The following is a 22,762-nucleotide window of genomic DNA, read 5'->3' as shown; positions in this document are numbered from 1 at the left end:
CGGTGACCGCCGTCACTGACCAGGACCGAACGGAACACACCGATCAGACGCAGGGCACCGTCCTCACGGACGGAGAGACGGACGGAAGGACGGACGAAAGGACGGACGGGGAGGGGGCGAGCGGGGAGACCTGGATCCGCGACAGGGCGGCAGACGCCGGGGCCGAGGGCGGCCACGGCACCGAAGGCGTGCCCGAGACCGGAGACGCGGCGACGTCCGGGGACGCCAAGGGCCACCGGGTCCCCGGGGCGGCCGCCTCCGACCACCTGGTGACCGGGCAGGTCGGCATGGCGAAGGAGGCCGCCGTCGCCCACGCGCGCGTGGAGCATGACGACGGCGACGCGCGCGGGACGTACGACGGCACATCGAGGAGTACGGAGGCCGAGGGCGCCTGGGACGACGGGCTGATCGCGCGCCGCGTCACCGAGACGGACACCGCCGCCGAACTCGTACCCGTGGAGCCCCGGACCGCCCGGCAGCCGGGCGTGTCCCCGCTGGCGTACGACGGACCGCTGCGGTCCCGACTCGACGCGCTGCGCGAGCTGGTCGGCCTGTCCCGCACCCGGCTCGACAGCCAGACCCTCGCGGAGGCGGGCCGTGTCCTCGACGAGGCCGCGGCGCGGCGCCGGCTCTCCGGGCAGCACACCGTCGTCGCCATCGCCGGTGCCACCGGAAGCGGCAAGTCCCAGCTGTTCAACGCCCTCGCCGGTGTCGCCATCTCGGAGACCGGAGTACGGCGGCCGACCACCGCGGCGCCCATCGCGTGCAGCTGGAGCGACGGGGCGGCCGGTCTCATCGACCGGCTCGGCATCCCGGGACGGCTGCGCAGGCGCCCGGTGCAGGCCCAGGACGCCGACCCGCAGCTGCGCGGCCTGGTCCTGGTCGACCTGCCCGACCACGACTCGGCGGCCGTGCAGCACCGCGAGCACGTGGACCGCATCCTGCGGCTCGTCGACGCCGTCATCTGGGTCGTCGACCCGGAGAAGTACGGCGACGCCGTCCTCCACGAGCGCTACCTGCGGCCCATGGCCGGTCACGCGGAGGTCATGTTCGTCGTCCTCAACCAGGTCGACCGGCTGCCCGGCGAGGCCGCCGACCAGGTCCTCGACGATCTGCGACGGCTGCTCGACGAGGACGGGATCGCCCTCGGCGAGTACGGCGAGCCGGGCGCGACCGTGCTCGCGCTGTCCGCGCTCACCGGGCACGGCGTCGGTGAACTGCGCGAGGCGCTCGGTCAGTTCGTGGCCGAGCGCGGAGCCGCGGTGCGGCGGATCTCGGCCGACGTGGACGCCGCGGCTCAGCGCCTGCGGCCCGTCTACGCCGCCCGGTCGAACGCCGGGCTCAGCGAGGAGGCGCGCGAGGAGTTCGCGGCCCGGCTCGCGGACGCGGTGGGCGCCACCGCCGCCGGCGAGGCGGCCGAGCGGGCCTGGCTGCGCAACGCCAACAAGGCCTGCGGCACGCCCTGGCTGCGGCTGTGGCGGTGGTGCCGGAGCCGGCGCGAGGCGCCCACCGGACGGTTCCTGCTGGGTAACCAGCAGGACGAGGAGGCCACCGCGCGCCAGCGTGTCGAACACGCGGTGCGCACGGTGGCCGACCAGGCCTCGGCAGGCATGCCGGGGCCGTGGGCGCAGGCCGTGCGTGAGGCCGCCGTGCGCGGTGCGCACGGGCTGCCCGAGGCGCTGGACCAGCTGGCGGCGCGGGCCGGGCTGCCCTCGGGGCGGCCCCCGCGCCCGGGCTGGTGGCCCCTCGCGGTCCTCGCGCAGGCGGCGATGACGATCTTTCAGGTCGCCGGCGGTCTGTGGCTGGTGGGCCAGATCGTCGGGGTGACGGCGCCGAACCTGGGCGTGCCGGTGCTGCTCATGCTGGCGGGCATCGTGGGCGGGCCGCTCGTGGAATGGAGCTGCCGGATCGCGGCGCGCGGACCCGCACGGCGGTACGGCCAGGATGCCGAGCGCCGACTACGGGAGGCGGCCTCGGGATGCGGCCGGGCCCGGGTGCTGGATCCGGTGGCGGCGGAACTCTTGCGGTATCGGGAAGTTCGGGAGCAGTACGCGCTGGTGCGGGGAGCGGGGGTCGGATGACGGGCGGTCATCGCCCGCGAGGGTGACGGGGTTTTCCCCAGGCGGGCGGTGGCCCACAGGGCTCGGCGGGCTCGGCCCGGACGGAGGCAGTCTGGTTCCGCGGCGATCGCGACGGACGCGGTCGTCACGGCAGACGCAGCCGTACGGGACGGGCCCGTACGCGTGTCCGCCCGGACCGAGCGGCCGGGCGAGGGAGGGGAATCGACGATGAACGAGACGATCGTCTGCACCGTGGGCAACGTGGCGACGCAGCCGGTGCACCGGGAGCTGCCCTCGGGCGCCTCGGTGCGGTTCCGGCTGGCGGTGACCTCGCGCTACTGGGACCGGGAGAAGAGCGCCTGGACGGACGGTCACACCAACTTCTTCACGGTGTGGGCCAATCGCCAGCTCGCCGCCAACGCGGTGGCGTCGCTGGCCGTGGGCGACCCCGTCATCGTGCAGGGCCGGCTGAAGGTGCGTACCGAGAGCCGCGACGGCACCAGCCGGACCTGGGCGGACATCGACGCCCTGGCGATCGGCCACGACCTGGCGCGGGGCACGTCGGCCTTCCGGCGCACGGTCAGGACGGAGCCGCAGACGGAGAGTCCGCCTCCGCGGCCGGAGCCCACGTGGGAGACGGCCTCCGCGAACTCGGAGGTTCCGCGGGAGCCGGAGCCACAGCCGGAGCCGGTCGCGGCGGTGTGCTGAAGGGAGTGTGCCGAGCCCCCCGGCCGGACTGCTGCTCGTCACTGCCGCTCGTCGGCGCACGCGCCCGGGATGCGCCCGGGAACTCCCCAGGGGACTCCTCGACGGGCCCCGCTCAGAGGGGCCCGGTGATCTTGGCGATAACGATTGCGATTCGGATCGGCGATCTGACGATACGACAGCGAAGTCCTGGTGTGCGGGATCCATAGGATGCCGGACACAGCTCGCTGGGCTTGTCTCTGGGCTTGAGGTTTCTGCCGGTGGGACCACACCCCCACGTCAACGGGTCCTACTCGAAGGGGAATTCTGTGTGTGCTTGGTACTCTGCGCCGTCCGCGCGCAGGCGGGGGGCGGCCCGGCTCGCCGCCGCCACCCTGGTCTCCGGATTCGTTGCCGCCGGTGTGCTGGCCGCCGCCGGCCCGGCCGTCGCCGACGGCATGCCGCAGAGTCCGGGCGGCGCGACCGCCACCATCGGCGGCCTGAAGACCTACGGCACCGCCGTCATCCATGACGACGGCGGTGACCACCAGGTCTCCGCGGGCCTGTTCGAGATGTCCGTCGACGGCGGCGGGACCCTGCAGACCTACTGCATCGACGTGCACAACCCCACGCAGCGGGACGCCAAGTACCGAGAGACGCCCTGGAGCGGCACCTCGCTGGCCGCCAACAAGAACGCCGGAAAGATCCGCTGGATCCTGGAGAACTCCTACCCCCAGGTCAACGATCTCGCGGCGCTCGCCGCCAAGGCCGGCGTCGGGAACCTCACCGAGCAGGACGCGGCGGCCGGCACCCAGGTGGCCATATGGCGCTACTCCGACGGCGCGGACGTCGACGCGGTCGACCCGCGGGCCGAGAAGCTCGCGGACTACCTGGAGGAGAGCGCCCGGGCCCTGCCCGAGCCGCGGGCCTCGCTCACCCTCCACCCGCCCGCCGTCTCCGGTCGTCCGGGCGAGCGGGTCGGCCCGGTGACCGTGCACACCAACGCGAGCAGCGTGACCCTGACACCTCCCGCGGGCGCCGCCACGAGCGGCGTGCGGATCGTCGGCAAGGACGGCAAGGAGATCACGTCCGCCAGGGACGGCAGCCAGGTGTTCTTCGACGTGCCCGAGGACGCCGGGGACGGCTCGGCGACGCTGACCGCGCAGGCCTCCACCTCCGTGCCGGTCGGCCGCGCCTTCACCTCCGACAGCCGCAGCCAGACCCAGATCCTGGCCGGCTCCAGCGAGTCCACGGTCGCTGCCACCAGCGGCGCGACCTGGGCCGCCGAGGGCGCGATACCCGCCCTGTCCGCGGTGAAGAACTGCGCCAAGGGCGCCCTGGACATCACCGCGGCCAACAAGGGCGACGAGCCGTTCACCTTCGAGCTGATGGACACCCGGTACGGCATCGCCGCGGGCGCGTCCGAGACGATCACCATCCCGCTCCAGGAGGACCAGGCCTACGACTTCACGATCAGGGGCCCGGGCGGCCACGCGGAGCGCTTCACCGGCGTCCTCGACTGCCGGACCCAGGGCAGCCCGGGCGGCGCCGTGACCCAGACCGTCGGCGAACCGAGCCCCGTCACGGCGGGCGGCGGCACCTCGCCCAACCCCAACCTCGCCGAGACCGGCGGCACCAGCACCACCCCGCTGATCGCCGCCACCGGCCTCAGCTTGCTGGTTCTGGGTGCCACGGCCCTGAGCATCGTCCACAAGAGGAAGAGCGCCGGGAACTGACCTAGCGTGGTGGAGGGACATCGAGCGGATGCCCGGCACCGGCCGTCGAACGGGGTGTGACATGACCGTGCAAGCGAGCAGGACAGACCCCGGCACGGCGGCTGCCGGCGCACCGGCTCCGATCACGAAGTCCCACGGCGCCCGCGCCGCGGCCGAGCGGGTCGTCTCGGGTGATTCGGTGACCGTCTCCCTGGGCGGTCTCCGGCTCGAACTGCCGCCTCGGGACCAGCTCGCCTACCTCGCGGGCCTCGGTCTCCTCACGGCTTTCGACGTCATCGAATGGCCTGTCGCGCTCGTCATCGCCGTCGGCCACGAACTGGCCCGCAGCCACCGCGGCAAAACCCTGCGCGAGTTCGGCGACGCGCTGGAACAGGCCTGAGCGCGCACCCCCGGCCGGCACGGGGCCTCGGCGCCGGACGAGCAGAGTGATCGCCACCGGGTCGTCCGTGGGACGTGGGAAGGCGCCCGAGGGGGCCCGACGGCAACCGACAGTGACAGGCGAGCCACCGCCGCCGGTAGCGAAACCCCAGGTCAGCGCCCTCAGACCTAACGGGTTTCCGCGTAGGGGTGGCGGTACGGCAAGATGGGGTGTATCTGCCCACTGCCTGATTTCAAGCTGCCGGACGGTTTCTCTTGGCTGAGTTCATTTACACCATGCGCAAGGCGCGCAAGGCGCACGGCGACAAGGTGATTCTCGACGACGTCACCCTGAACTTCCTGCCGGGTGCCAAGATCGGCGTCGTCGGCCCGAACGGTGCCGGTAAGTCGACCGTGCTGAAGATCATGGCGGGGCTGGAGCAGCCGTCCAACGGTGACGCGTACCTGTCGCCCGGCTACAGCGTCGGCATCCTGCTGCAGGAGCCCCCGCTGACCGAGGACAAGACGGTCCTGGAGAACGTCCAGGAGGGCGTGGCCGAGATCAAGGGCAAGCTCGACCGGTTCAACGAGATCGCCGAGCAGATGGCCACCGACTACTCGGACGCGCTGCTGGAGGAGATGGGCAAGCTCCAGGAGGAGCTCGACCACGCCAACGCGTGGGACCTCGACGCCCAGCTCGAGCAGGCCATGGACGCCCTGGGCTGCCCGCCCGGCGACTGGCCCGTCACCACCCTCTCCGGTGGTGAGCGCCGCCGTGTCGCGCTGTGCAAGCTGCTCCTCGAGCAGCCCGACCTGCTGCTCCTCGACGAGCCCACCAACCACCTCGACGCCGAGTCGGTGAACTGGCTGGAGCAGCACCTGGCCAAGTACGAGGGCACCGTCGTGGCCGTCACCCACGACCGGTACTTCCTGGACAACGTGGCCGGCTGGATCTGCGAGGTGGACCGCGGCCGGCTGCACGGCTACGAGGGCAACTACTCCAAGTACCTGGAGACGAAGGCCGCCCGTCTGAAGGTCGAGGGCCAGAAGGACGCCAAGCGGCAGAAGCGGCTCAAGGACGAGCTGGAGTGGGTGCGGTCCAACGCCAAGGGGCGGCAGGCCAAGTCCAAGGCGCGTCTGGCCCGCTACGAGGAGATGGCCGCCGAGGCCGAGAAGATGCGGAAGCTGGACTTCGAGGAGATCCAGATCCCGCCGGGCCCGCGTCTGGGCAGCATCGTCGTCGAGGTCAACAACCTCAACAAGGCCTTCGGCGAGAAGGTCCTCATCGACGACCTCTCCTTCACGCTGCCCCGCAACGGCATCGTCGGCGTCATCGGCCCGAACGGCGCGGGCAAGACCACGCTGTTCAAGATGATCCAGGGCCTGGAGCAGCCGGACTCCGGGAGCATCAAGGTCGGCGAGACCGTCAAGATCTCCTACGTCGACCAGAGCCGCGCGAACATCGACCCGAAGAAGACGCTGTGGGCCGTCGTCTCCGACGAGCTGGACTACATCAACGTCGGCCAGGTCGAGATGCCGTCCCGGGCGTATGTGTCCGCGTTCGGCTTCAAGGGCCCGGACCAGCAGAAGCCCGCCGGCGTGCTCTCCGGCGGTGAGCGCAACCGCCTCAACCTGGCGCTCACCCTGAAGCTGGGCGGCAACCTGCTGCTCCTCGACGAGCCGACCAACGACCTCGACGTCGAGACCCTGTCCAGCCTGGAGAACGCGCTGCTGGAGTTCCCCGGCTGCGCCGTCGTCGTCTCCCACGACCGCTGGTTCCTGGACCGCGTGGCGACGCACATCCTCGCCTACGAGGGCGACTCCAAGTGGTTCTGGTTCGAGGGCAACTTCGAGTCGTACGAGAAGAACAAGATCGAGCGGCTCGGCCCGGACGCCGCCCGGCCGCACCGCGCCACCTACAAGAAGCTGACCCGGGGCTGATCGAAGCAGATGCGCCACATCTACCGCTGCCCGCTGCGCTGGGCGGACATGGACGCGTACGGCCACGTCAACAACGTGGTGTTCCTCCGCTACCTGGAGGAGGCACGCATCGATTTCCTGTTCCGCCCGGACAAGGAGTTCAAGCAGGGGTCCGTGGTGGCGCGTCACGAGATCGACTACAAGCGCCAGCTCGTCCACCGGCACGCGCCGGTGGACGTCGAGCTGTGGGTCACCGAGATCAGGGCGGCGTCCTTCACCCTCGCCTACGAGGTCAAGGACGGCGACCAGGTCTACGTCCGCGCCTCGACGGTGATCGTGCCGTTCGACTTCGAGGCGCAGCGTCCGCGCCGGATCACCGCGGAGGAGCGCGAGTTCCTCCAGGAGTACACCGACGACGCCGGCACCGGTGACGACGCCGCGGGCGCGGGCGACAAGGAGGAGGCCGTCGCCGCATGACGGTCCTCCACCTCGCCGACGAGACGGAGGCGGCCGACCTCGCCGCCTTCCTCTCCCGGCTGCTGCACTACGACCGTTCCGCCGCGGTGCGGCTCCAGGCGGCGGGCACGGCGCTGGCCGTCTTCGGGCGGCCGGCGTCCTTCGAGGTGCTGGCGGTGCGCGCGGTGCGGCTCGCCGAGCCGTACCGGAACGAGCCCGACGCCACCCTCGACGTGACCGTCTCCGCCGGTGAACTGCTGGAGTCCGTCGACGAGTCGGAGGCCACGGCCGCTGTCCCGGCGGCGGTGACCGGGCCGCCGTGGGCGGGCGTGCTGCCGCCGCGCGGCGGCTGGCGGACGGAGCCGGGGCTGCCTCCGGCCGGGGCCCTGGGCGCCACGGTGGCCGCCGCGGTCGCCGAGTTCCGCTCCCGTACGCGGGAGTTGGCGCAGGAGCACCGCACGCGCGCCGAACTCGACCGGATCGGGCGGGAGATCTGGTCCCGGCTGGTCGGCGAGACCCAACTGCCCGTGCGGGCCGTGCACGCGGCACAGTCGCTGCGGTTCCTCAGGCCCCCCGCCGCCGTCGGCGAGGGGGACTCCGCGAGGCCCCCGGCGGCCTCCGGCGAGGAGGACCTCGCGCTGCTGTCGTCGGGGACGTGGCTGCGGCTGCGGACCCCCTACGGTTCGATCGCGGTACGGCGGGCGGAGGCCGGACTCGCCTCCCTGGACGTCAGCGTCCGCTGAACGCGGCGGCTCAGCTTCCCTCGCTGTCGTCCGGCCGCACCGCGATGTGGTCGGGCTCCAGCTCCAGCGCCACCCGGTCGCGCATCCCCAGGGCCTGGGTGTAGTCGGCGGGCAGTTGCAGACGCCCGGCCCGGTCGAGCATCGCGTACTCGCGGCTCACCAGCTTCTCGTCGCCGGTCGCCGCGTCCACCTCGCTGCGGCGCAGCACCTCGGTGGAGGTGCGGCCGTCGCGGATGGCGACCGTGCGGCGGACCTCGCCGGCGACCGCCTGGTCGTGGGTGACGATGACGATGGTCGTGCCCAGATGCTCGTTGGCGGTGCGGAACGCGGCGAAGACCTGCTCGCCGGTGTGGGAGTCGAGTTCTCCCGTGGGTTCGTCGGCGAGCAGCACCGCGGGGTTGTTGGCGAGGGCCACCGCGATCGCCACGCGCTGCTGCTGGCCGCCCGACATCTGGTGCGGGCGGTGGTCCCGGCAGTGGCCCACCTCCAGCAGCTCCAGCAGTTCCACGGCGCGTTCGGCCTTGGCGCGACGGCTGCGCCCCCGGGCGCCGGACAACTGCATGGGCAGGGCGACGTTCTGCGCCGCCGTCAGATAGGGCAGCAGGTTGCGGGAGGTCTGCTGCCAGACGAAGCCGACGACCTCGCGGCGGTAGCGCAGGCGGTCCTTCGCGGTCATGGCGAGCAGGTCGTGATCCGCGACCCGGGCCGCGCCGGCCGTGGGGGTGTCCAGCCCGGCGAGGATGTTCATCAGGGTGGACTTGCCGCTGCCGGACGCGCCGACGAGGGCCATCAGCTCGCCCTCGCGGACCAGCAGGTCCAGGCCCTGGAGGGCCTGGACCTCCACGCCGTCGGCGGTGAAGATGCGGACCAGGCGGTCGCAGCTGATCAGCGCGTCGTGGCCGTAGGCCGGGCGGGTGCGGTTCGCGGTGGCGCGCTCGGCCAGGTCGGCCAGGGTGGGGTTCGTCGTCATCGGGGCTCTCCTGCGCGGCGGCTACGGCGGCTGTGGCGGCTGTGGCGGTCCGGTCGGTTCATCTCGCGTCCCCCGCTCTCAACTCCCGTACCGATCCATTGCGTCCCGTCCACCACGCCTGGCTCACGGCGATCCCCACGGTCAGCAGCAGCACCGCCGCCGCCGGCAGGGCCAGCGAGAGCGGGTCCGTCCGCAGCGCGTTCCCACCGGTGACCACCGTCGTCGACGGCAGCGCGATGGCCGTCAGGTCGATACCTGGGGAGAGCAGCAGGACGGTCGCCCAGCCCGTCAGCGCTCCGCCCGCCGCGGCGAGCAGTGCCTGGGGTAGGGACTCCAGGACGAGCAGGCGGCGGCCCTGCGCGCGGGTGAGGCCCATGGTGCGCAGGCGGGCGAGGAGCGCGGCACGCTCGGGCGCGGCGCGCAGCAGGGCGAGCAGCAGGGCCAGGACGGCGTAGCCGGCGCCTGCGGCCACCGCCACCGCGTAGACGCGCTCGGCGCCGGACTGGAGAGGCGAGTCGACGTACTGGGCCCGTTCCTCGGAACGCAGGTGCACGGACGCCGACTCGCCCACCGTCCGGCGCAGGGCGCCGGCGTCCGGGTGGCCGCCGGTCAGGAGCAGCGTGTTCGTACGGGCCGTCTCGCGGCTCAGCCCGGTCCGGTCCACGACCAGGAAGCTGGTGCCGACCACGGCCGGGGTCCGGTCCCGGACGGTGACGATCCGGACGGTGACGTAGGTCCCGTCGCCCAGCATCACGCTGAAGGGCTGCTTGCCGAACATCTCGGCGATGGAGGGGGAGGCCAGCGCCGGCAGCGGGCCCCGGGGACCGTCGGCCGGCCGCCGCAACTGCCGCTCGGGGAAGTCGCCGAGGCCGGTGCTCCTGGCCAGGGACGCGTAGGACGCCGGGTCGACGCCCGCCAGGGGCACCCGGGTCAGGTCCGTTCCCGCCTTGGCCTGGTAGTCCGTGCTCACTTCGGCGAGTTCCCGCACGCCCGGTGTCCGGCGGACCCGGTCGGACAGTCCGGCCGGCAGCGCTTCGGTTCCCTCGACGCGGGCTTCGGCGCCGACGGCGAGGAGAGCCGCTTGGTCGCGGGCCCCGGCCACCCCGGCCAGTACGGAGCCTCCGAAGGCGGCGGTGGTGAGCGCGGTCAGCAGCGCCAGCAGGGGCAGCATCGCCGGGACGGACGTACGGCCCGCACGGGCCAGGGACAGATGGCCCACCGCCCCGCGCAGCCGGCCGGCCGGACGCATCAGCCAGCGCAGCGGCAACGGGTACAGGCGGACCAGCAGCAGTGCCGCGATCACGCCCACCAGCACCGGGGCCAGGAACACCAGTTGGTTTTCCGACCCGCCCGAGGCACCGGCATCCTCCGACGGCCCCGAGACCCCGTACCGCCGCAGCGCCTCCACCGCTCCCGCCGCGATCACCAGCAGCGTCAACTCGGCGACCGTGCGGCGCTGGGAGGGACGTACGGACACCGTGTCCTCGCGCGGTCCGTGGACGCTGACCGCGCGGTGGGCGACCACAGCGCGCACGGGCAGCGCGGCACAGGCGACGGCGGTGACCGCGGCGGCCGCGAGGACCGCGTAACCCAGGCGGCCCTCGGGGACCGCGAGCAGGGCCGCACCGAGTCCGAGTGCGCCGGCGGGCACGGCGACCACCGCCGTCTCGGCGAGCAGCCGGCCGGCCAGACCGGGCAGGGAGGCGCCGCGGGCGCGCAGCAGGGTGAGTTCGAAGCGGCGGCGGTCGGCGGCCAGGCCACCGGCCATCAGCAGGACCACCGCGGCGACCGTCCCGCTGCCGAAGGCGGCGACCGCGACCAGCGGGGTGATGCCGGAACTCAGGCGGCCGTAGGAGATGAGGACGTCGTCGAGGTCGGTGTCCACCTGCGTGAGCGGGTCGGTGGCCGCACGCACTTGTACCAGGCCCGGCCCGGACTTCAGGTTGGCGATCGCGGACTTCAGGCCCTCAAGGTCGTGGGCCTGAAGGGCGCGGGTCTCGGGAGCCACCTGCCAGTAGCGCATGGGGGTTCCCACGGTGCCCAGCAGAGCGGGGGCGGCCTCGGACGGCAGGAGCAGTGCGCCGAGCCAGTACATCGGCGGTTCGGGCTCGTCCGAGGGCACCTGCACCAGGGCCGGGGTGCGCAGCAGCGGCGCGGTCGACCAGTAGGCGCCGTCGGGCTCGCGCGGGGTGACGATGCCGGTGACGCGGACCGCGAGCGCCGGGCCGGACACGGCGGGTACGTGGATGACCGAACCGACCTCGATGTGCAGACTCTTGGCCGTCGCGGCGCTCACGGCGGCCTCCACGTCCGGGGTCGAGGCCGTCACCCGCCCGTTCGCCCGCGGCATCCGGCCCGCGCGCAGCGAGGAGTGCTCGGCCAGTCCACTGGGTGCGACCAGGCGCATTTTCGCGGGCAGCCCGCTGGGCTGGGGGATCCAGCGGTCGGGGACGGGGAGGTCGGTGCCGTTCACCACCCCGTACGACGACTGGCCGGGGTCGGCGACGAGCGGGCGCGGGATGGTGCCGAGGACCTTGGTGTGCTGCCGGCCCAGGGTCGACGGGAGCAGCGCCTGTTCCCGCTGCCGGTCCGGGGCCTCGGGCACCTGGGCGTATACCGTCAAGGTGGTGCGTGGCGGGGTGGCCCGCTCGACGGCCTGGGCCAGACCGGCGTTCTCGTACCGGTCGAGCGCGCGGGGGAACGCGGCCGCGAGGCACGCGGTCAGCGCGACCAGCAGAGCGAGGGCGGCCGCGGCACCCGGCGCGGTGCGCAGGCGTACCCGGACCCAGGCGGGAGTGACGGCGTTCAGCTCACTCACCTCCGCGGTCTCGAAGGGACAGCGCCGGGTCGGGCCGGCGCAGGGTCAGTACCGCCGTGACGACGAGCGGCGCGGCGGCGACGGCCACCAGCAGCAGGACCACCCGAGCGGCCGGCAGTTCGACCAGGACGGTCGGCAGCGGTTTCGTGGCCTGCCCGGTCAGCACGATCAGCGGGATCACCGTGCGGGCCAGTACGGTGCCCAGAACCACGCCGACGGCCAGCGCCAGGGCCACCAGCACGCCCTGCTCGGCCGCGAGCGTCCGGGCCAGTTGGCGGCGCGGGGCGCCCATGGCACGCAGGAGGGCGAACTCGGCGTCCCGCTCCCTGCGGGCCCCGACAGCCCCGACCACGAAGCCGACAGCGGCCAGCGCCGCCGCGGCCGCGGAAGCCGCGGTGAAGGCGGCCGCGGGCCCGGCGCCGAACGGGTCGTCGTGCAACTGGGCGGCGATCTCGTCCCGCACGATCACTCGCGCCGGGTCGATGTCGGGCAGGGCCCGCAGGGCCGCGGCCACGGCCGCCGACCGGTGGGCGTCGGCGTGCAGCCACCACTCGGTGGGCGCGGCCCGGTCGCCGGAGTGTGACTGGAGCAGTCGGTTGACCGACCGCAGGTCCATCAGCAGACCTCCGCCGTCGTGCGCGGCGTCCGGGGAACCGCCCTGATCGGCAGTGCCCGTGGTCGGCAGCGCCCGTACCGAACGCACGATCCGGACCGGAACGTTCTGGCCGCCGAAGGTCACGTCCACCCGCTGCCCCTCGCGCGCGCCCGTGGAGTCCAGGAAGCGGTCGGTCGCCACGGCCGCGACCTCCGTCTGCGCGGGCTGCGCCACCTGGAGCCGCACGGTCACCGAGCCCGTCACCCAGGGCTGGTCGTGCGGCACGTAGCCGGTGCCGTAGGTGACGGTCAGCGGGCGGGTGGACGTCACGGCCGCCTTGGCCGGGGAGGTGCCGTCGTCGCCGTCGGGAGTGGAGGCGATGTTGTTGCCGACCGAGGTCGCCTTCCAGGCCGTCGGCGCACTCAGTCGCCGTACTGTCCCGTCGGCGCCGGTGGCGGTCACCTCGGAGACGGTGAGGCGGTGCCGCTCGGCGACGTCGACGGGCTGGTTGAGGGACAGATCGAGACCGATCAGGGTCAGGGGGCCCGCGTCCGCGGGGAGGGCCAGGTCCAGGGGGCGGGAGCGGCCGTCGGCGGGCAGCGTGCCCAGCGGCATGCGGTACGGGACTCCGCGACTGTCCTCGACGGTGGCTCCCATGTCCACCGGCATCCTGGTGCCGGAGCCGTGGATGCCTGCGGTCAACCGCAGGCGGGCCGTCCCGGCGGGCAGCTTCAGCCCCGCCGTCGGGCTCTTGGGCGCGAGCCCCGCCAGCAGTGGCCGTACGGAATCGGAGGCCAGGTCGGGGCGCATCAGCATCGTGTCCGCCGCGTTCGCGGTGTCCAGCGCGAGCACGGTCGCGGCGCGGTTGCCGGACAGCGGCAGCGTGGTGCGAACTGCGGGGGCGGCGGCGCTCACGTGCGGGAGGGCCGCGTACTGCTCGGTGCGGCCGAGGTCCCCCTCCCCGGCGGCCGGCACGCGCACCGGCGCACCCGCCCGGAAGTCCGCCTGGTCGTCCTGCGAGCGGTCCCAGGAAGCTTCCTGACCGATCGCCAGCATGCCCAGCGCGATGGCGAGTACGAGCAGCAGCACCGGCCCGGCCCCGCGCATCGGGCGGCGGCTGAACTGCCAGCCCGCCAGCGCGGCCGGCAGCCCGCGGCCTCCGGTCGCGCGGCGCTCGGCCAGCCGGGCCACCGGCGGCAGCAGCCGCAGGGTCAGCACCGTTCCGGCCAGCAGGGCCAGCGCGGGCGCGACGACCAGCAGCGGGTCGATGCCGAGTGCGCCCGTGAGGTCGCCGCCGACCGCGCCGGAGGGCTGCCGGTTCAGCTGCCAGTACGCCACACCGGCCACCGCCAGCAGCCCCAGGTCCGCGCCGGCGCGCAGCGGCGCGGGCAGCGCACGGGCCCGCGAGCCGGTCGTGAACGACGAGGTCAGCGCGGGCAGCGTCACCGCCATAGCGCAGCCCAGCGCCACGGCCGCCGCCACCAGCCAGACCCCTGGCCGCCCGGTCGCGGAGACGTCCGGGTGCAGTCCGATCCGGGCCAGGGCGCCCTGCCCGGCCAGCAGTCCGGTCAGCGGTCCCGCCAGCAGCGGCGCGCAGGCCACGGCGGGCACGGCGAGCAGCAGCGCCTCGGTGGCGGCGAGGCCGGCGATCCGGGCGCGGGAGCCGCCGCGGGCCCGCAGCAGGCGGGTCTCCCCGCCGCGTTCGGTGCTCAGCAGCCGGGCCACCAGCAGCAGCGCGTAGCCGGCGAGCAACGCCAGCTGGAGCACGGCGATCATCAGGGTGGAGCGGGCCACGAGCAGGGAGCGGTCGATCCGGTCCAGGACGGCGGGCAGCGAGGACGTGACCTCCGGTGTGCCGCTCACCGCCGTGGACTTCCGCAGGGACGCGGCACTCTCGCGCACCGCGTCGCGCAGCGCCCCGATCCGTCCGGTCGTCAGCGTGGAGAAGTCCGCCGACGCCTGCCACGCGGTCTGTCCCGCGCTCACCCTGCCGCCGGTGACGACGGCGGGGTCGGCCAGCAGCGGCCCGTACATCGTGAAGCCGACCTTGCGGACGCCGCGGCCGCCCAGATCGTCCAGCCGCCAGTACGGAGCGTCGGCGCGGACGGGGCGGTAGAGCCCGGTGATCCGCACCTGGGCCTTCCGGCCGTCGAGGCGGTCGGTGAGGGTGAGCCGGGCGCCGGGCTTCAGCCCGAGGCGCTGCGCGGCGGTCTGCGGCAGCGCGACCTCGAGGTCACCCGTCGCCGTCTCGCCGGGCAGGCGTCCGGAGACGAGCCGCACCTGGGTGCGGTCCATCGCCGCGAGGTACGTCAGGTCCGGGTCGCCCGAGCGCTCTGCCGGGGGCCGCAGGGACAGGGGCAGGCCGTAGGGGCCGGAGCGCACCAGGGTGCGCACGGTGACCGGCAGCCCGTCGAAGGCCTTGCGGGCCTGCTCGCGTACGGCGGTGTCGGCGGCCGCGCGCTTCTCGGACGGTGTGTCGACGCGGACGACCAAGGTGGCGTCGGCGGCGTTGCGCGGGTCCCGCAGGGAGTGGCGCAACGCCGCGTCGCCGATCGCGCCCGAGTAGGCGGTGAGTGTCGCCAGTACCGCCGTGGTCAGCAGGACCGTGAGCAACGCGGCGGCCAGCAGCAGCCGGTGCGCCCGCGCACGCATCAGGACGAATCCCGTGAACCCCGCCACCCGGCTCCCCCTGCCGTTGTCCAGACCTTTTCGGTGATGTTGTCAGAGGGAGTACGGCGCGGGTAAGCGTTGGTGGGCCGAGCTTGACCGGATCGTGACCGGAATCCGGCGCCGGATGACCGGAATCCGGCACTCAGGTTCCTGTGTGGCGGCTCAGTCGGGTGTGTTCACCATCGACGCCGCCGCGTACGTCAGGTAGTTCCACAGCGTCTGCTCGTGCTCCTGCGACAGGCCGAGCTCGTCGACGGCCACCCGCATGTGCCGCAGCCAGGCGTCGTGCGCCGCCCGGTCGACCTGGAAGGGCGCGTGCCGCATCCGCAGCCGCGGATGGCCGCGCCGCTCGCCGTACGTCGTCGGACCGCCCCAGTACTGGATCAGGAACAGCCGCAGCCGCTCCTCGGCCGGTTCCAGATCCTCCTCGGGATACATCGCCCGCAGCTCGGGATCCCCGGCCACCCCCTCGTAGAAACGGTGGACCAGCCGGCGGAAGGTCTCCTCGCCGCCGACCTGCTCGTAGAAGGTCTGCTCCTGAAGCGTGCCACGCCGAATCTCATTCACCCGTCCATGCTCTCAGACGGCCGGACGGAGGACCGGAGGCCTAGGACCTGCCCGACGACAGGGCCTGGGCCGCCGGTCCCGACGTGTTCCGGACAGGAGGCCTAGCCGCGCCTGATCGTGATCGTCGTCCAGGCGCCCACGTGCACGCGGTCGCCGTCCTGGAGGGGGACCGGCACGAAGGGCTGGATGGGGTCCTCCGAGCCGTTGACCGTGGTGCCGTTGGTCGAGTTCTGGTCGACCACCGCCCAGCTGCCGTCGGGCTGCTGGACCAGCACCGCGTGCTGGTGGGAGACGCCCGGGTCCTCCGGCGGGACCGACAGGTCGATGTCGGGGGTGTCGCCGGTGGAGTGCCGGCGGCGGCCGATGGTGACCTGGTTGCCGGTGAGCGTGCGCTGCTGCTCGGGCGAGTACGCGGGCAGGTTCAGGCCCGCGGCCTCGGGGCCGGAGCGGTGCATCATCGCCATGAAGTAGTCGCGGTCCGGACCGATCGTCGCCGTCCAGGTCGCGGGCTGCTGCGGCTGCTGCGGGAAGGCCGGTCCCGGCGGGGCCTGGGTGGCACCCGGCTGCGGGTAGCCGTAGCCGCCCGCCTGGCCGGGGCCGGGACGGCCGGGGACACCCGGACCGGAGGGGCCCGCGGACGACGGCGGGGAGATCACCCAGTCGTCGTCACCGCCGTGCTGCGGCCGGCCGGTCTCCTGCGGGAACCCGGGCGGAGCCGGCGGGCCGGGCTGCTGGAACGCCTGTGGGGCACCACCGGGCGCTCCGGGGACACCGGGCGGCGGTGGAACCGGCCGTGACGGGTCGCCGCCGAAGTTCGGGGGGCCGGGGCGGCCGGGGGGCTCGGTGCCGAAGTTCGGGGGGCCGGGGCGGCCGGGGGGCTCGGTGCCGAAGGGCGGGGGGCCGGGGCGGCCCGGGGGCTCGGTGCCGAAGGGCGGGGCGTGCGGGATCGGCTCGGCGGGTCGGTTCACCTGGGACGGCCGGGAGCCCTGGTACTCGAACGTGTCGCCGCCGAAGGCCGGGCCGGGCGGCTGCGGGAAACGCGGACCAGGGCCGGGACCGGGACCGGGCGGCGCGGCCGGCGTGTACGAGGTCGCCGTGTTCGTCAGGAAGTTCCACCGGCACTCCTCGCAGAACGGCGCGCCGCCCTCACGGGGCGTACGGCACTGCGGGCAGAGCTCCGGCTCGGGGTCCGGCACGGCGGACAGGTGCGGGCGCCCACCGGGCGCGCCGGGCGCACCCGGCTGACCGGGACCGCCGGGCCCCGGCGCGGGCGGGAAGCCGTAGCCCCCGACCGGGGGCGGCGGGGGAGGCGGAGGCACGGCACCGGCCATGCGGTGACCGCACACCTCGCACCAGTCGTCGGAACCCGACTGGTGTCCGTTCGGGCAGGTCGGCATGTCGGCGCTTCCCCCTCTCCTTTTCCGGCCGGTGCGGCCGGATTTCTCCCACCCCGAGGGGTCGGGCTCGCTGTCCTGTGCGGTCTTCCCGCGTCACTTCTTCACACGAACGGTCTTGGTGGACCGGGTTTCGAGAGTCATCTCGTCGGCCTCGTCGACCTTCGCTTTCAGTCGCACAGTACCGGTCGCGGCGTCGACCACGTCCACCACCTTCGCAAGCAGTTTCGCAGTGTCCGCGTTCCCCGAGGCTCCGGCGAGCTGAACAGCGCGGCCGAGTTTGGCCGTTGCTCCATCGAAATCGCCTGCTTTACGGAGGTCGAGGCCCTGCTGGATGGCCTGCGCCAGTTCGGCCTGCCCGGTGTAGTGGGCCACCTGCGGATTGATCGAGGTGGAGGCGGTCATGTCGTCGGTCCACACGGCCCGTACCAGGCCCTGGGCGCCGAGGTTCTGCACCGTACCGTCCGGTTTGGGCACCACCAGGGAGATCCGGGCGGCGAGCATCTCCTGCCCTATGCCGGCCGCGGGCACCTCCACACAGAGGTGGTAGTCGCGGGACTCGTCCCCCCAGGATCCGGTGGGATAGTCCCCTGCGCGCGGGCCCGCCTCGGCCCGGCGGTCGGTCAACTCCTCGACGGATGGGGCGACTTGCTTGACGAACTTGATGGTCGTGCCCACCGGCGTCCACACCCGCAGCCAGACGTCCGCGACTTCCTTGCCCATCGCCGTCTCCATCATCCGCGTGAAGTCGGCGGCCAGGCCCGCCGGGTCGGCGACGATGTCGGCGGTGCCGAGCAGCGCGGAGGCGATCTGTGTGACTTCTTTCACTTCCCAGTCGGTGCCCACGCCCCGCGCGTCACATGTGAAGCGTCCCGCGCATTCCTCGAGTGTCCGCCGGAGGTCCTCGGGCGACTCGTGCTCGTTGCGGCCGTCGGTGAGCAGGATGCCGTGCCGGATGGCGACGTCGGCCGAGGACAGCAGCCGGTCGGCCAGCCGCAGCCAGGTGCCGATGGCCGTGCCGCCGCCCGCGCTGAGCCTGCGCAGCGCCTGCTTGGCCTGGTCGCGGGTGGTCGCGTCGGCGACCGCGAGCCGGCCGCCGCCCGGATAGACCTCCTTGGCCACGTGCGTGCCGCCGATCACCGCGAAGTGCACACCGTCGCGCAGGGTGTCGATCGCGGCGGCCGTGGCGTCCCGGGCGTTGCGCATCTTGGTCGGCGGGTAGTCCATCGAACCCGAGCAGTCGACCATGATCGCCACCGCGGCGGACGGTCCCTGCCCGGGCGTGTACAGGTGCGGTGCCGCGACCGCGCTGCCGATCGTGCCGCCGCCCGTCGCGCTGACCGTGACGATCGAGTTGACCTCCCGGCCGCCCTCCGGCAGGTACTCGTTCTGGTACACGTCCACCGAGAACTGCGGCACGCTGGACTTCGAGAAATTCGCCATGCTGTCCCAGATCCCCCTCTGGACCCCGTGAACGGGGACGACGACTGTGAACGGACCGGCCCCCGCCGGCCCGCGGAGCTACCCCGCGCTGAGGGCTCGGCCGGGGGGTCTCGTCACGCGCCCCCGCGTACGTCCCTCAGGCCGATCCTGCCCCCTGCGGCGCGGCCGGGAACGGCAGGACGGCCACTGTTACGTTGTCGTGGCCCCCGCCGTCCAGGGCGTGGCCGACCAGGACCCGGGCGCTGTGCAGCGGGCGCACGGCGGCGTCGAGGGGGATGGCCTCGGCCATCTCCCGGGCCGTCTCGGCGTAGTTCCACAGCCCGTCCGTGCACACCACGACCACTCCCGGCCGGTCCGGCTTGAAGGAGGCGGTGTGCGGCTCCAGTTCGTAGGCGTCCGCGCCGAGCCAGCCGGTGATCGCGTGGGCGCGCTCGTCGGCGTACGCCTCCGCCTCGGACATCAGGCCCGCGGAGACCATCTGCGCGGCCCACGAGTCGTCCTCGGTGAGCCGGGCCGGGGGCGCGCCGCGGTCCACCGGGACCCAGTAGGCGCGGCTGTCGCCGACCCAGCCGACGACCAGCAGTCCGGAGGTGACCACCGCGCCGACGAACGTGCAGGCCGGCGCGTTCTGGTGGGCGGAGTGCCGGCCGGCCGACGCGGGCTCCCCGGCCAGCGCGTCGACCGCCTGCGCGGCGGCGACGATCGCGTCGTGCATGGCCTGCTGCGGGTGCGTGCCGCGGGGCAGCGCGGCCAGCAGCGACTCGCTCGCCGCTCGTGAGGCGGCCAGGGAGGCGTCGTCGGGGCGGGTAGCGGAGGACACGCCGTCGCAGACGACCGCCGCGAGGGCGGGAGAGCCGTCGGGCAGCGTGGTGCGGCCGAGGGCGAAGGCGTCCTCGTTGCGGTGGTGGCGCAGGCCGCGGTCGCTGACGGCGGCGATCGGGCCCGACTCCTGTTCCATGTGGTCGCGTTCGCGCGGCTGGGCGTGCCCGCAGTTCTCGCAGTAGCCGTCGCTGTCGACCCGGCCGGCCCGGCAGGCCACGCACACCGCGGTGGCCTCGTCCGGGGTGCCGTCGCCGGGGGCGCCCTCGGCCGGAGCGGCGGCGTCGGAGTCGGCGGGCACGCGCGGGTCCGGCGCCTGCAACGGGTACTCGTCGGGCTCCGCCGGCCGGTCGAACCGCACGCCCGAGGCGGACGCCTCTTGCTGCTGCGGCTGTCCCTGCGGCTGCGGACCCTGGCCTTGCTGCTGCTGCGGGTGCTGCTGAGGCTGTGGTTGCGTCTGCCCTTGTCCTTGCGGCTGCTGCTGACCTGCGGCCTGTGCTTGAGCCTGCGGCTGCGGCCGGACCGCGGCCCGGGTCTCGGCTGGTGGCTGCGGCTGCGGATGGGGTTGAGCCGTCTGTGGTTGCTGCGGGGACTGCGCCACCGGATGCGGCCGCTGCTGAACCGCCGCCCGGGCCTGCGCCTGGGACTGGGCTTGAGCCTGCGCCTGTGCCTGCCGTGCCGGTGCCGGCAGCGGGGAGCCGCTCGAGTCCGTGCCCGGCAGGTCCGTCGGCAGGTGCAGCCGTGGCGGGGCCTCGGAGGCGTCCGGGTGCGGTGCGCGCGGCCATACGGCGTCGTCGGCACGCTCGCCGGGTCCGGCCGGGCGCGGCACCGCGCCGCGTTCCATGGTGAGCGTCGGCGTGTCGCCCGGTCCCTCGGCGGCCGCGGACAGGTCGTACCCGCACGCGCCGCAGAAGCGGTCACCCGATTCGAGCGGCTCCGCACAGCTCGGGCACTTCGGCAGCGCGGCCTGCTGGTGCATCTGCGACATCAACTACACCCACGTCCGGGGGCGGTAACGGTTGGCACGTTCCACCAGGTCGATCCTCTCCTCGCCACCGGGCGCCAGCCGGGCCAGCGTGCGGTACGAACGCTCCAGGCCGAAGCGGAGTCCTCGCTCGTCCAGGTCGCTCCCGAGCAGCACCCGCCGGGCGGCCGGGTCGGTGGCCCGGCCCCCGGAGAGTACCCAGTCCAGGGCGCAGCCGAGGACTTCCGCCGACAACAGCTCGCGCCGCGCCGGGTCCAGACCGTAGGCCTGAAGTGCCTCGACCTGCCCGGAGGCGGCCGTCAGATCGTCCAGGAACGGCGTGTCGGACGCCGCCGCCGTACGGTGCCGCAGCCGTGCCCGTACGGCCGCCACGCGCGCCGCCGTGTAGTGGATCGAGGACTCCGGCACGGACTCCAGGGTCCGTACCGCGCCGGGCCGTTCGCCGGTGGCGAGCTGCACGCGGGCCAGCCCGAAAGCGGCGCTGACCTGGCTCGGGTCGGTCGACCACACCAGGCGGTAGTACTCGGCGGCGTTGTCGAGCTGGCCGAGCACCTCGGCGCACAGGCCGAGCGCCAGCTTCGGCGCGACCTCTCCGGGGAAGGCGTCGTAGACCGCGTCGAAGGCGAGGGCCGCCTCCTCGTGGTCGCCGGTGACCAGGGAGGCCACGCCCCGGTACCAGACGACCCGCCAGTCGTCCGGGTTCCGCTGCTCCAGTTGGCGCAGGACCTCCAGCGCGGTGGCCGGCTCGCCGGTCTCCAACCGGGCCCTGACCTGGCGCAGCCGGGTCTCGGCCGACTGCGTGGGCGCCGCCGCGAGCGCGTGCGCCAGTTCCCCGGGCGCGGACGTCAACAGGCCTGCCAGAAAACCCGCGTTCGGGTCACTCGGGTCGACGTGGGGGACCGGCAGGGCGAGCGCGGCGGCGGGCGTGTCGACGGGCTTGACGAGCGCCGGGAGAGCCCGGGCGTTCGGCGTGCTCGGGGCGCCCTGGCCGTGCGCGGTACCGGCCGCGAGGGCCGGGGCCGATCCGCGCGAGCGTGTCGCCCGCGCCCCCAGCCGGGACACGTCCCCGTCCAGCCTCGGGAACAACTCCGTGTCCGTCACCCGCAGCTCCGGGCCGAACAGCGTCGAAAGAGCAGGCCGCGCCCGGCCGGTCTGGAGGGACACGACCTCCCGCAGCACGCCCGTGAGCTGCTCGGACATCTCCTGCGCCGAGGCGAACCGGCGGGCCGGGTCGGGGTCGGTGGCACGGACCAGCAGGCGGTAGAAGGACTCGTACTGGCGGAAGACCTCGATGTTGTCGGGGTCGGGCAGGGAGTCCGCGAAGACGTTCGTGTAGCCCTGGAAGTCGAAGGTGAGGACGGCGAGCGTACGGCCCACCGTGTACAGGTCGCTGGCCACCGACGGGCCGACCTCGGCGACCTCGGGCGCCTGGTAGCCGACCGTGCCGTAGATGGCCGACTCGTCGTCGTCCATACGGCGCACCGCGCCCATGTCGATCAGCTTGAGCTGGTCCTCGGTCTGGATCGCGTTGTCGACCTTGAAGTCGCAGTACAGCAGGTTGCGGCTGTGCAGATGACCGAGCGCCTCCAGCGCCTCGATCCCGTACGCGCAGGCCTGCTCCACCGGCAGCGGGTCGCGTCTGCCCTCCGGGGTGCGGCGGGTGTTGGCGATCTCCTTCAGCGACTTGCCGCCGACGTACTCCATCACGATGTAGCCGTCGAGGGAGCCGGTGCGCTGGTCGAGGTGCTCGACGAAGTTGTAGATCCGCACGATGTTGGCGTGCTCGATCTCCGCCAGGAACCGCCGCTCGGAGATCGCCGCCGCCATCGCGTCCTGGTCGCCGGTGTCCAGCAGGCCCTTGAGCACCACCCAGCGGTCGGACACGGCCCGGTCCACGGCGAGGTAGATCCAGCCCAGGCCGCCGTGCGCCAGACAGCCCACGACCTCGTACTGGCCGTGGACGATGTCCCCGGCCCTCAGCTTGGGCACGAAGGAGTACGGGTGCCCGCACTTGGTGCAGAAGCCCTCCGTACGGCCCGGACGGTCCCCCCGCGCGCGCCCGACCGGCGCGCCGCAGTCCGAGCGCGAGCAGAACCGCTTGCGCTCCGGCACCTCCGGGTTCTCCAGCACCATCGAACGCGGGTCCGGCCGCGGTACCTGCGGCACCTGCACCAGACCCGCGCCCAGCCGGCCGCGGCCGGAGGAGCCCGTCGTGGAACCGGAGCTGCGTACCGACACCGACCGGCCGGTCGCCCTGCCCGACAACGAGCGCGAGAGCCGTCCCGACACCGAGCGGCGCGATTTCGACGACTGCGACGACGTACGGGAACTGCGGGCGCTGGACGCCGAACCGCCGCTGCCCACCGAACCCCGCGAGTCCCCGCCGCCGGTGACGCCGGTGGGCGGCGAGCCCACCATGCCGGTCGCCGAGACGACCGGCGCGAGACCGCACGTGTCGCAGTACAGCTCGCCGCCGCCGACGTCCTCGTACGCCCCGCCGCAGTCCGGCCGCTGACAGGTCTGCCCCGCCTGACTCATGACTCCC

15 protein-coding genes are annotated in these 22,762 nt (G+C 73.7%); 7 read left to right on the top strand and 8 right to left on the bottom strand.

Annotated elements, in window-relative coordinates; translation table 11 throughout:
• Positions 1–2 precede the first annotated feature (2 nt).
• From ACFY3J_RS01805 to ACFY3J_RS01775, 7 genes are all read left to right on the top strand, one after another.
• Positions 3–2,081, top strand: coding sequence for a GTPase (locus ACFY3J_RS01805; RefSeq protein ID WP_384172848.1), 2,079 nt, complete (start codon positions 3–5; stop codon positions 2,079–2,081).
• A gap of 207 nt (positions 2,082–2,288) precedes the next feature.
• A complete protein-coding gene (locus tag ACFY3J_RS01800) occupies positions 2,289–2,768 on the top strand; it encodes a single-stranded DNA-binding protein (RefSeq protein ID WP_390839825.1) in 480 nt (159 codons plus the stop codon).
• Between the two features lie 305 nt (positions 2,769–3,073).
• The gene (locus tag ACFY3J_RS01795; RefSeq protein ID WP_390839823.1) at positions 3,074–4,480 is read left to right on the top strand and encodes a Cys-Gln thioester bond-forming surface protein; all 1,407 of its coding nucleotides are present in this window, start codon (positions 3,074–3,076) and stop codon (positions 4,478–4,480) included.
• 61 nt (positions 4,481–4,541) lie between these two features.
• Positions 4,542–4,859 (top strand): hypothetical protein, encoded by a 318-nt coding sequence (locus ACFY3J_RS01790; protein WP_384172857.1) that lies wholly within the window; start codon positions 4,542–4,544, stop codon positions 4,857–4,859.
• A gap of 254 nt (positions 4,860–5,113) precedes the next feature.
• The gene (gene ettA / locus ACFY3J_RS01785; RefSeq protein WP_384172860.1) at positions 5,114–6,778 is read left to right on the top strand and encodes an energy-dependent translational throttle protein EttA; all 1,665 of its coding nucleotides are present in this window, start codon (positions 5,114–5,116) and stop codon (positions 6,776–6,778) included.
• A 9-nt stretch (positions 6,779–6,787) separates the two neighbouring features.
• The gene (locus ACFY3J_RS01780; protein ID WP_384172863.1) at positions 6,788–7,234 is read left to right on the top strand and encodes an acyl-CoA thioesterase; all 447 of its coding nucleotides are present in this window, start codon (positions 6,788–6,790) and stop codon (positions 7,232–7,234) included.
• On the top strand, positions 7,231–7,956 hold the full coding sequence (locus ACFY3J_RS01775) for a hypothetical protein (protein ID WP_384172866.1): 726 nt from the start codon (positions 7,231–7,233) through the stop codon (positions 7,954–7,956). The genes ACFY3J_RS01780 and ACFY3J_RS01775 overlap by 4 nt, the downstream gene beginning before the upstream one ends.
• Before the next feature lie 10 nt (positions 7,957–7,966).
• On the opposite strand, the gene ACFY3J_RS01770 is transcribed toward ACFY3J_RS01775, so the two are convergent.
• The 8 genes from ACFY3J_RS01770 to ACFY3J_RS01735 all read right to left on the bottom strand — a co-directional run bounded on the left by ACFY3J_RS01770 (position 7,967) and on the right by ACFY3J_RS01735 (position 22,755).
• Complete coding sequence (locus ACFY3J_RS01770) at positions 7,967–8,926, bottom strand: ABC transporter ATP-binding protein (protein WP_384172869.1); 960 nt, start codon at positions 8,924–8,926, stop codon at positions 7,967–7,969.
• A 58-nt stretch (positions 8,927–8,984) separates the two neighbouring features.
• Positions 8,985–11,735, bottom strand: a complete 2,751-nt coding sequence (locus tag ACFY3J_RS01765) for an ABC transporter permease (RefSeq protein ID WP_384174061.1) — start codon at positions 11,733–11,735, stop codon at positions 8,985–8,987.
• Between the two features lies 1 nt (position 11,736).
• Positions 11,737–14,991 (bottom strand): FtsX-like permease family protein, encoded by a 3,255-nt coding sequence (locus tag ACFY3J_RS01760; protein WP_384174064.1) that lies wholly within the window; start codon positions 14,989–14,991, stop codon positions 11,737–11,739.
• Positions 14,992–15,171: 180 nt separating this feature from the next.
• Complete coding sequence (locus ACFY3J_RS01755) at positions 15,172–15,576, bottom strand: globin (RefSeq protein ID WP_365427293.1); 405 nt, start codon at positions 15,574–15,576, stop codon at positions 15,172–15,174.
• Positions 15,577–15,677: 101 nt separating this feature from the next.
• Entirely contained in the window at positions 15,678–16,973 is a 1,296-nt protein-coding gene (locus tag ACFY3J_RS01750) for an FHA domain-containing protein (protein ID WP_390839820.1), read from the bottom strand.
• A gap of 93 nt (positions 16,974–17,066) precedes the next feature.
• Entirely contained in the window at positions 17,067–18,413 is a 1,347-nt protein-coding gene (locus ACFY3J_RS01745) for a VWA domain-containing protein (RefSeq protein WP_384172875.1), read from the bottom strand.
• 136 nt (positions 18,414–18,549) lie between these two features.
• On the bottom strand, positions 18,550–20,220 hold the full coding sequence (locus ACFY3J_RS01740; protein ID WP_390839818.1) for a PP2C family serine/threonine-protein phosphatase: 1,671 nt from the start codon (positions 20,218–20,220) through the stop codon (positions 18,550–18,552).
• A gap of 3 nt (positions 20,221–20,223) precedes the next feature.
• Positions 20,224–22,755: a tetratricopeptide repeat protein gene (locus tag ACFY3J_RS01735; protein ID WP_390839816.1), complete on the bottom strand. Its 2,532-nt coding sequence runs from the start codon at positions 22,753–22,755 to the stop codon at positions 20,224–20,226.
• Between the last annotated feature and the right edge of the window lie 7 nt (positions 22,756–22,762).

This window comes from Streptomyces sp. NPDC001231 (assembly GCF_042896885.1).
GTDB lineage: Bacteria > Actinomycetota > Actinomycetes > Streptomycetales > Streptomycetaceae > Streptomyces.
The sequence above is the reverse complement of the archived record's forward strand: the minus strand, read 5'-3'. Positions and strand labels throughout refer to the sequence as shown.

Coding starts and splice junctions, on each gene's coding strand:
- ACFY3J_RS01800 (WP_390839825.1), top strand. CDS start 2,289: ATGAACGAGACGATCGTCTGCACCGTGGGCAACGTGGCGACGCAGCCG.
- ACFY3J_RS01790 (WP_384172857.1), top strand. CDS start 4,542: ATGACCGTGCAAGCGAGCAGGACAGACCCCGGCACGGCGGCTGCCGGC.
- ACFY3J_RS01780 (WP_384172863.1), top strand. CDS start 6,788: ATGCGCCACATCTACCGCTGCCCGCTGCGCTGGGCGGACATGGACGCG.
- ACFY3J_RS01775 (WP_384172866.1), top strand. CDS start 7,231: ATGACGGTCCTCCACCTCGCCGACGAGACGGAGGCGGCCGACCTCGCC.
- ACFY3J_RS01770 (WP_384172869.1), bottom strand. CDS start 8,926: ATGACGACGAACCCCACCCTGGCCGACCTGGCCGAGCGCGCCACCGCG.
- ACFY3J_RS01760 (WP_384174064.1), bottom strand. CDS start 14,991: ATGCGTGCGCGGGCGCACCGGCTGCTGCTGGCCGCCGCGTTGCTCACG.
- ACFY3J_RS01750 (WP_390839820.1), bottom strand. CDS start 16,973: ATGCCGACCTGCCCGAACGGACACCAGTCGGGTTCCGACGACTGGTGC.
- ACFY3J_RS01745 (WP_384172875.1), bottom strand. CDS start 18,413: ATGGCGAATTTCTCGAAGTCCAGCGTGCCGCAGTTCTCGGTGGACGTG.
- ACFY3J_RS01740 (WP_390839818.1), bottom strand. CDS start 20,220: ATGTCGCAGATGCACCAGCAGGCCGCGCTGCCGAAGTGCCCGAGCTGT.
- ACFY3J_RS01735 (WP_390839816.1), bottom strand. CDS start 22,755: ATGAGTCAGGCGGGGCAGACCTGTCAGCGGCCGGACTGCGGCGGGGCG.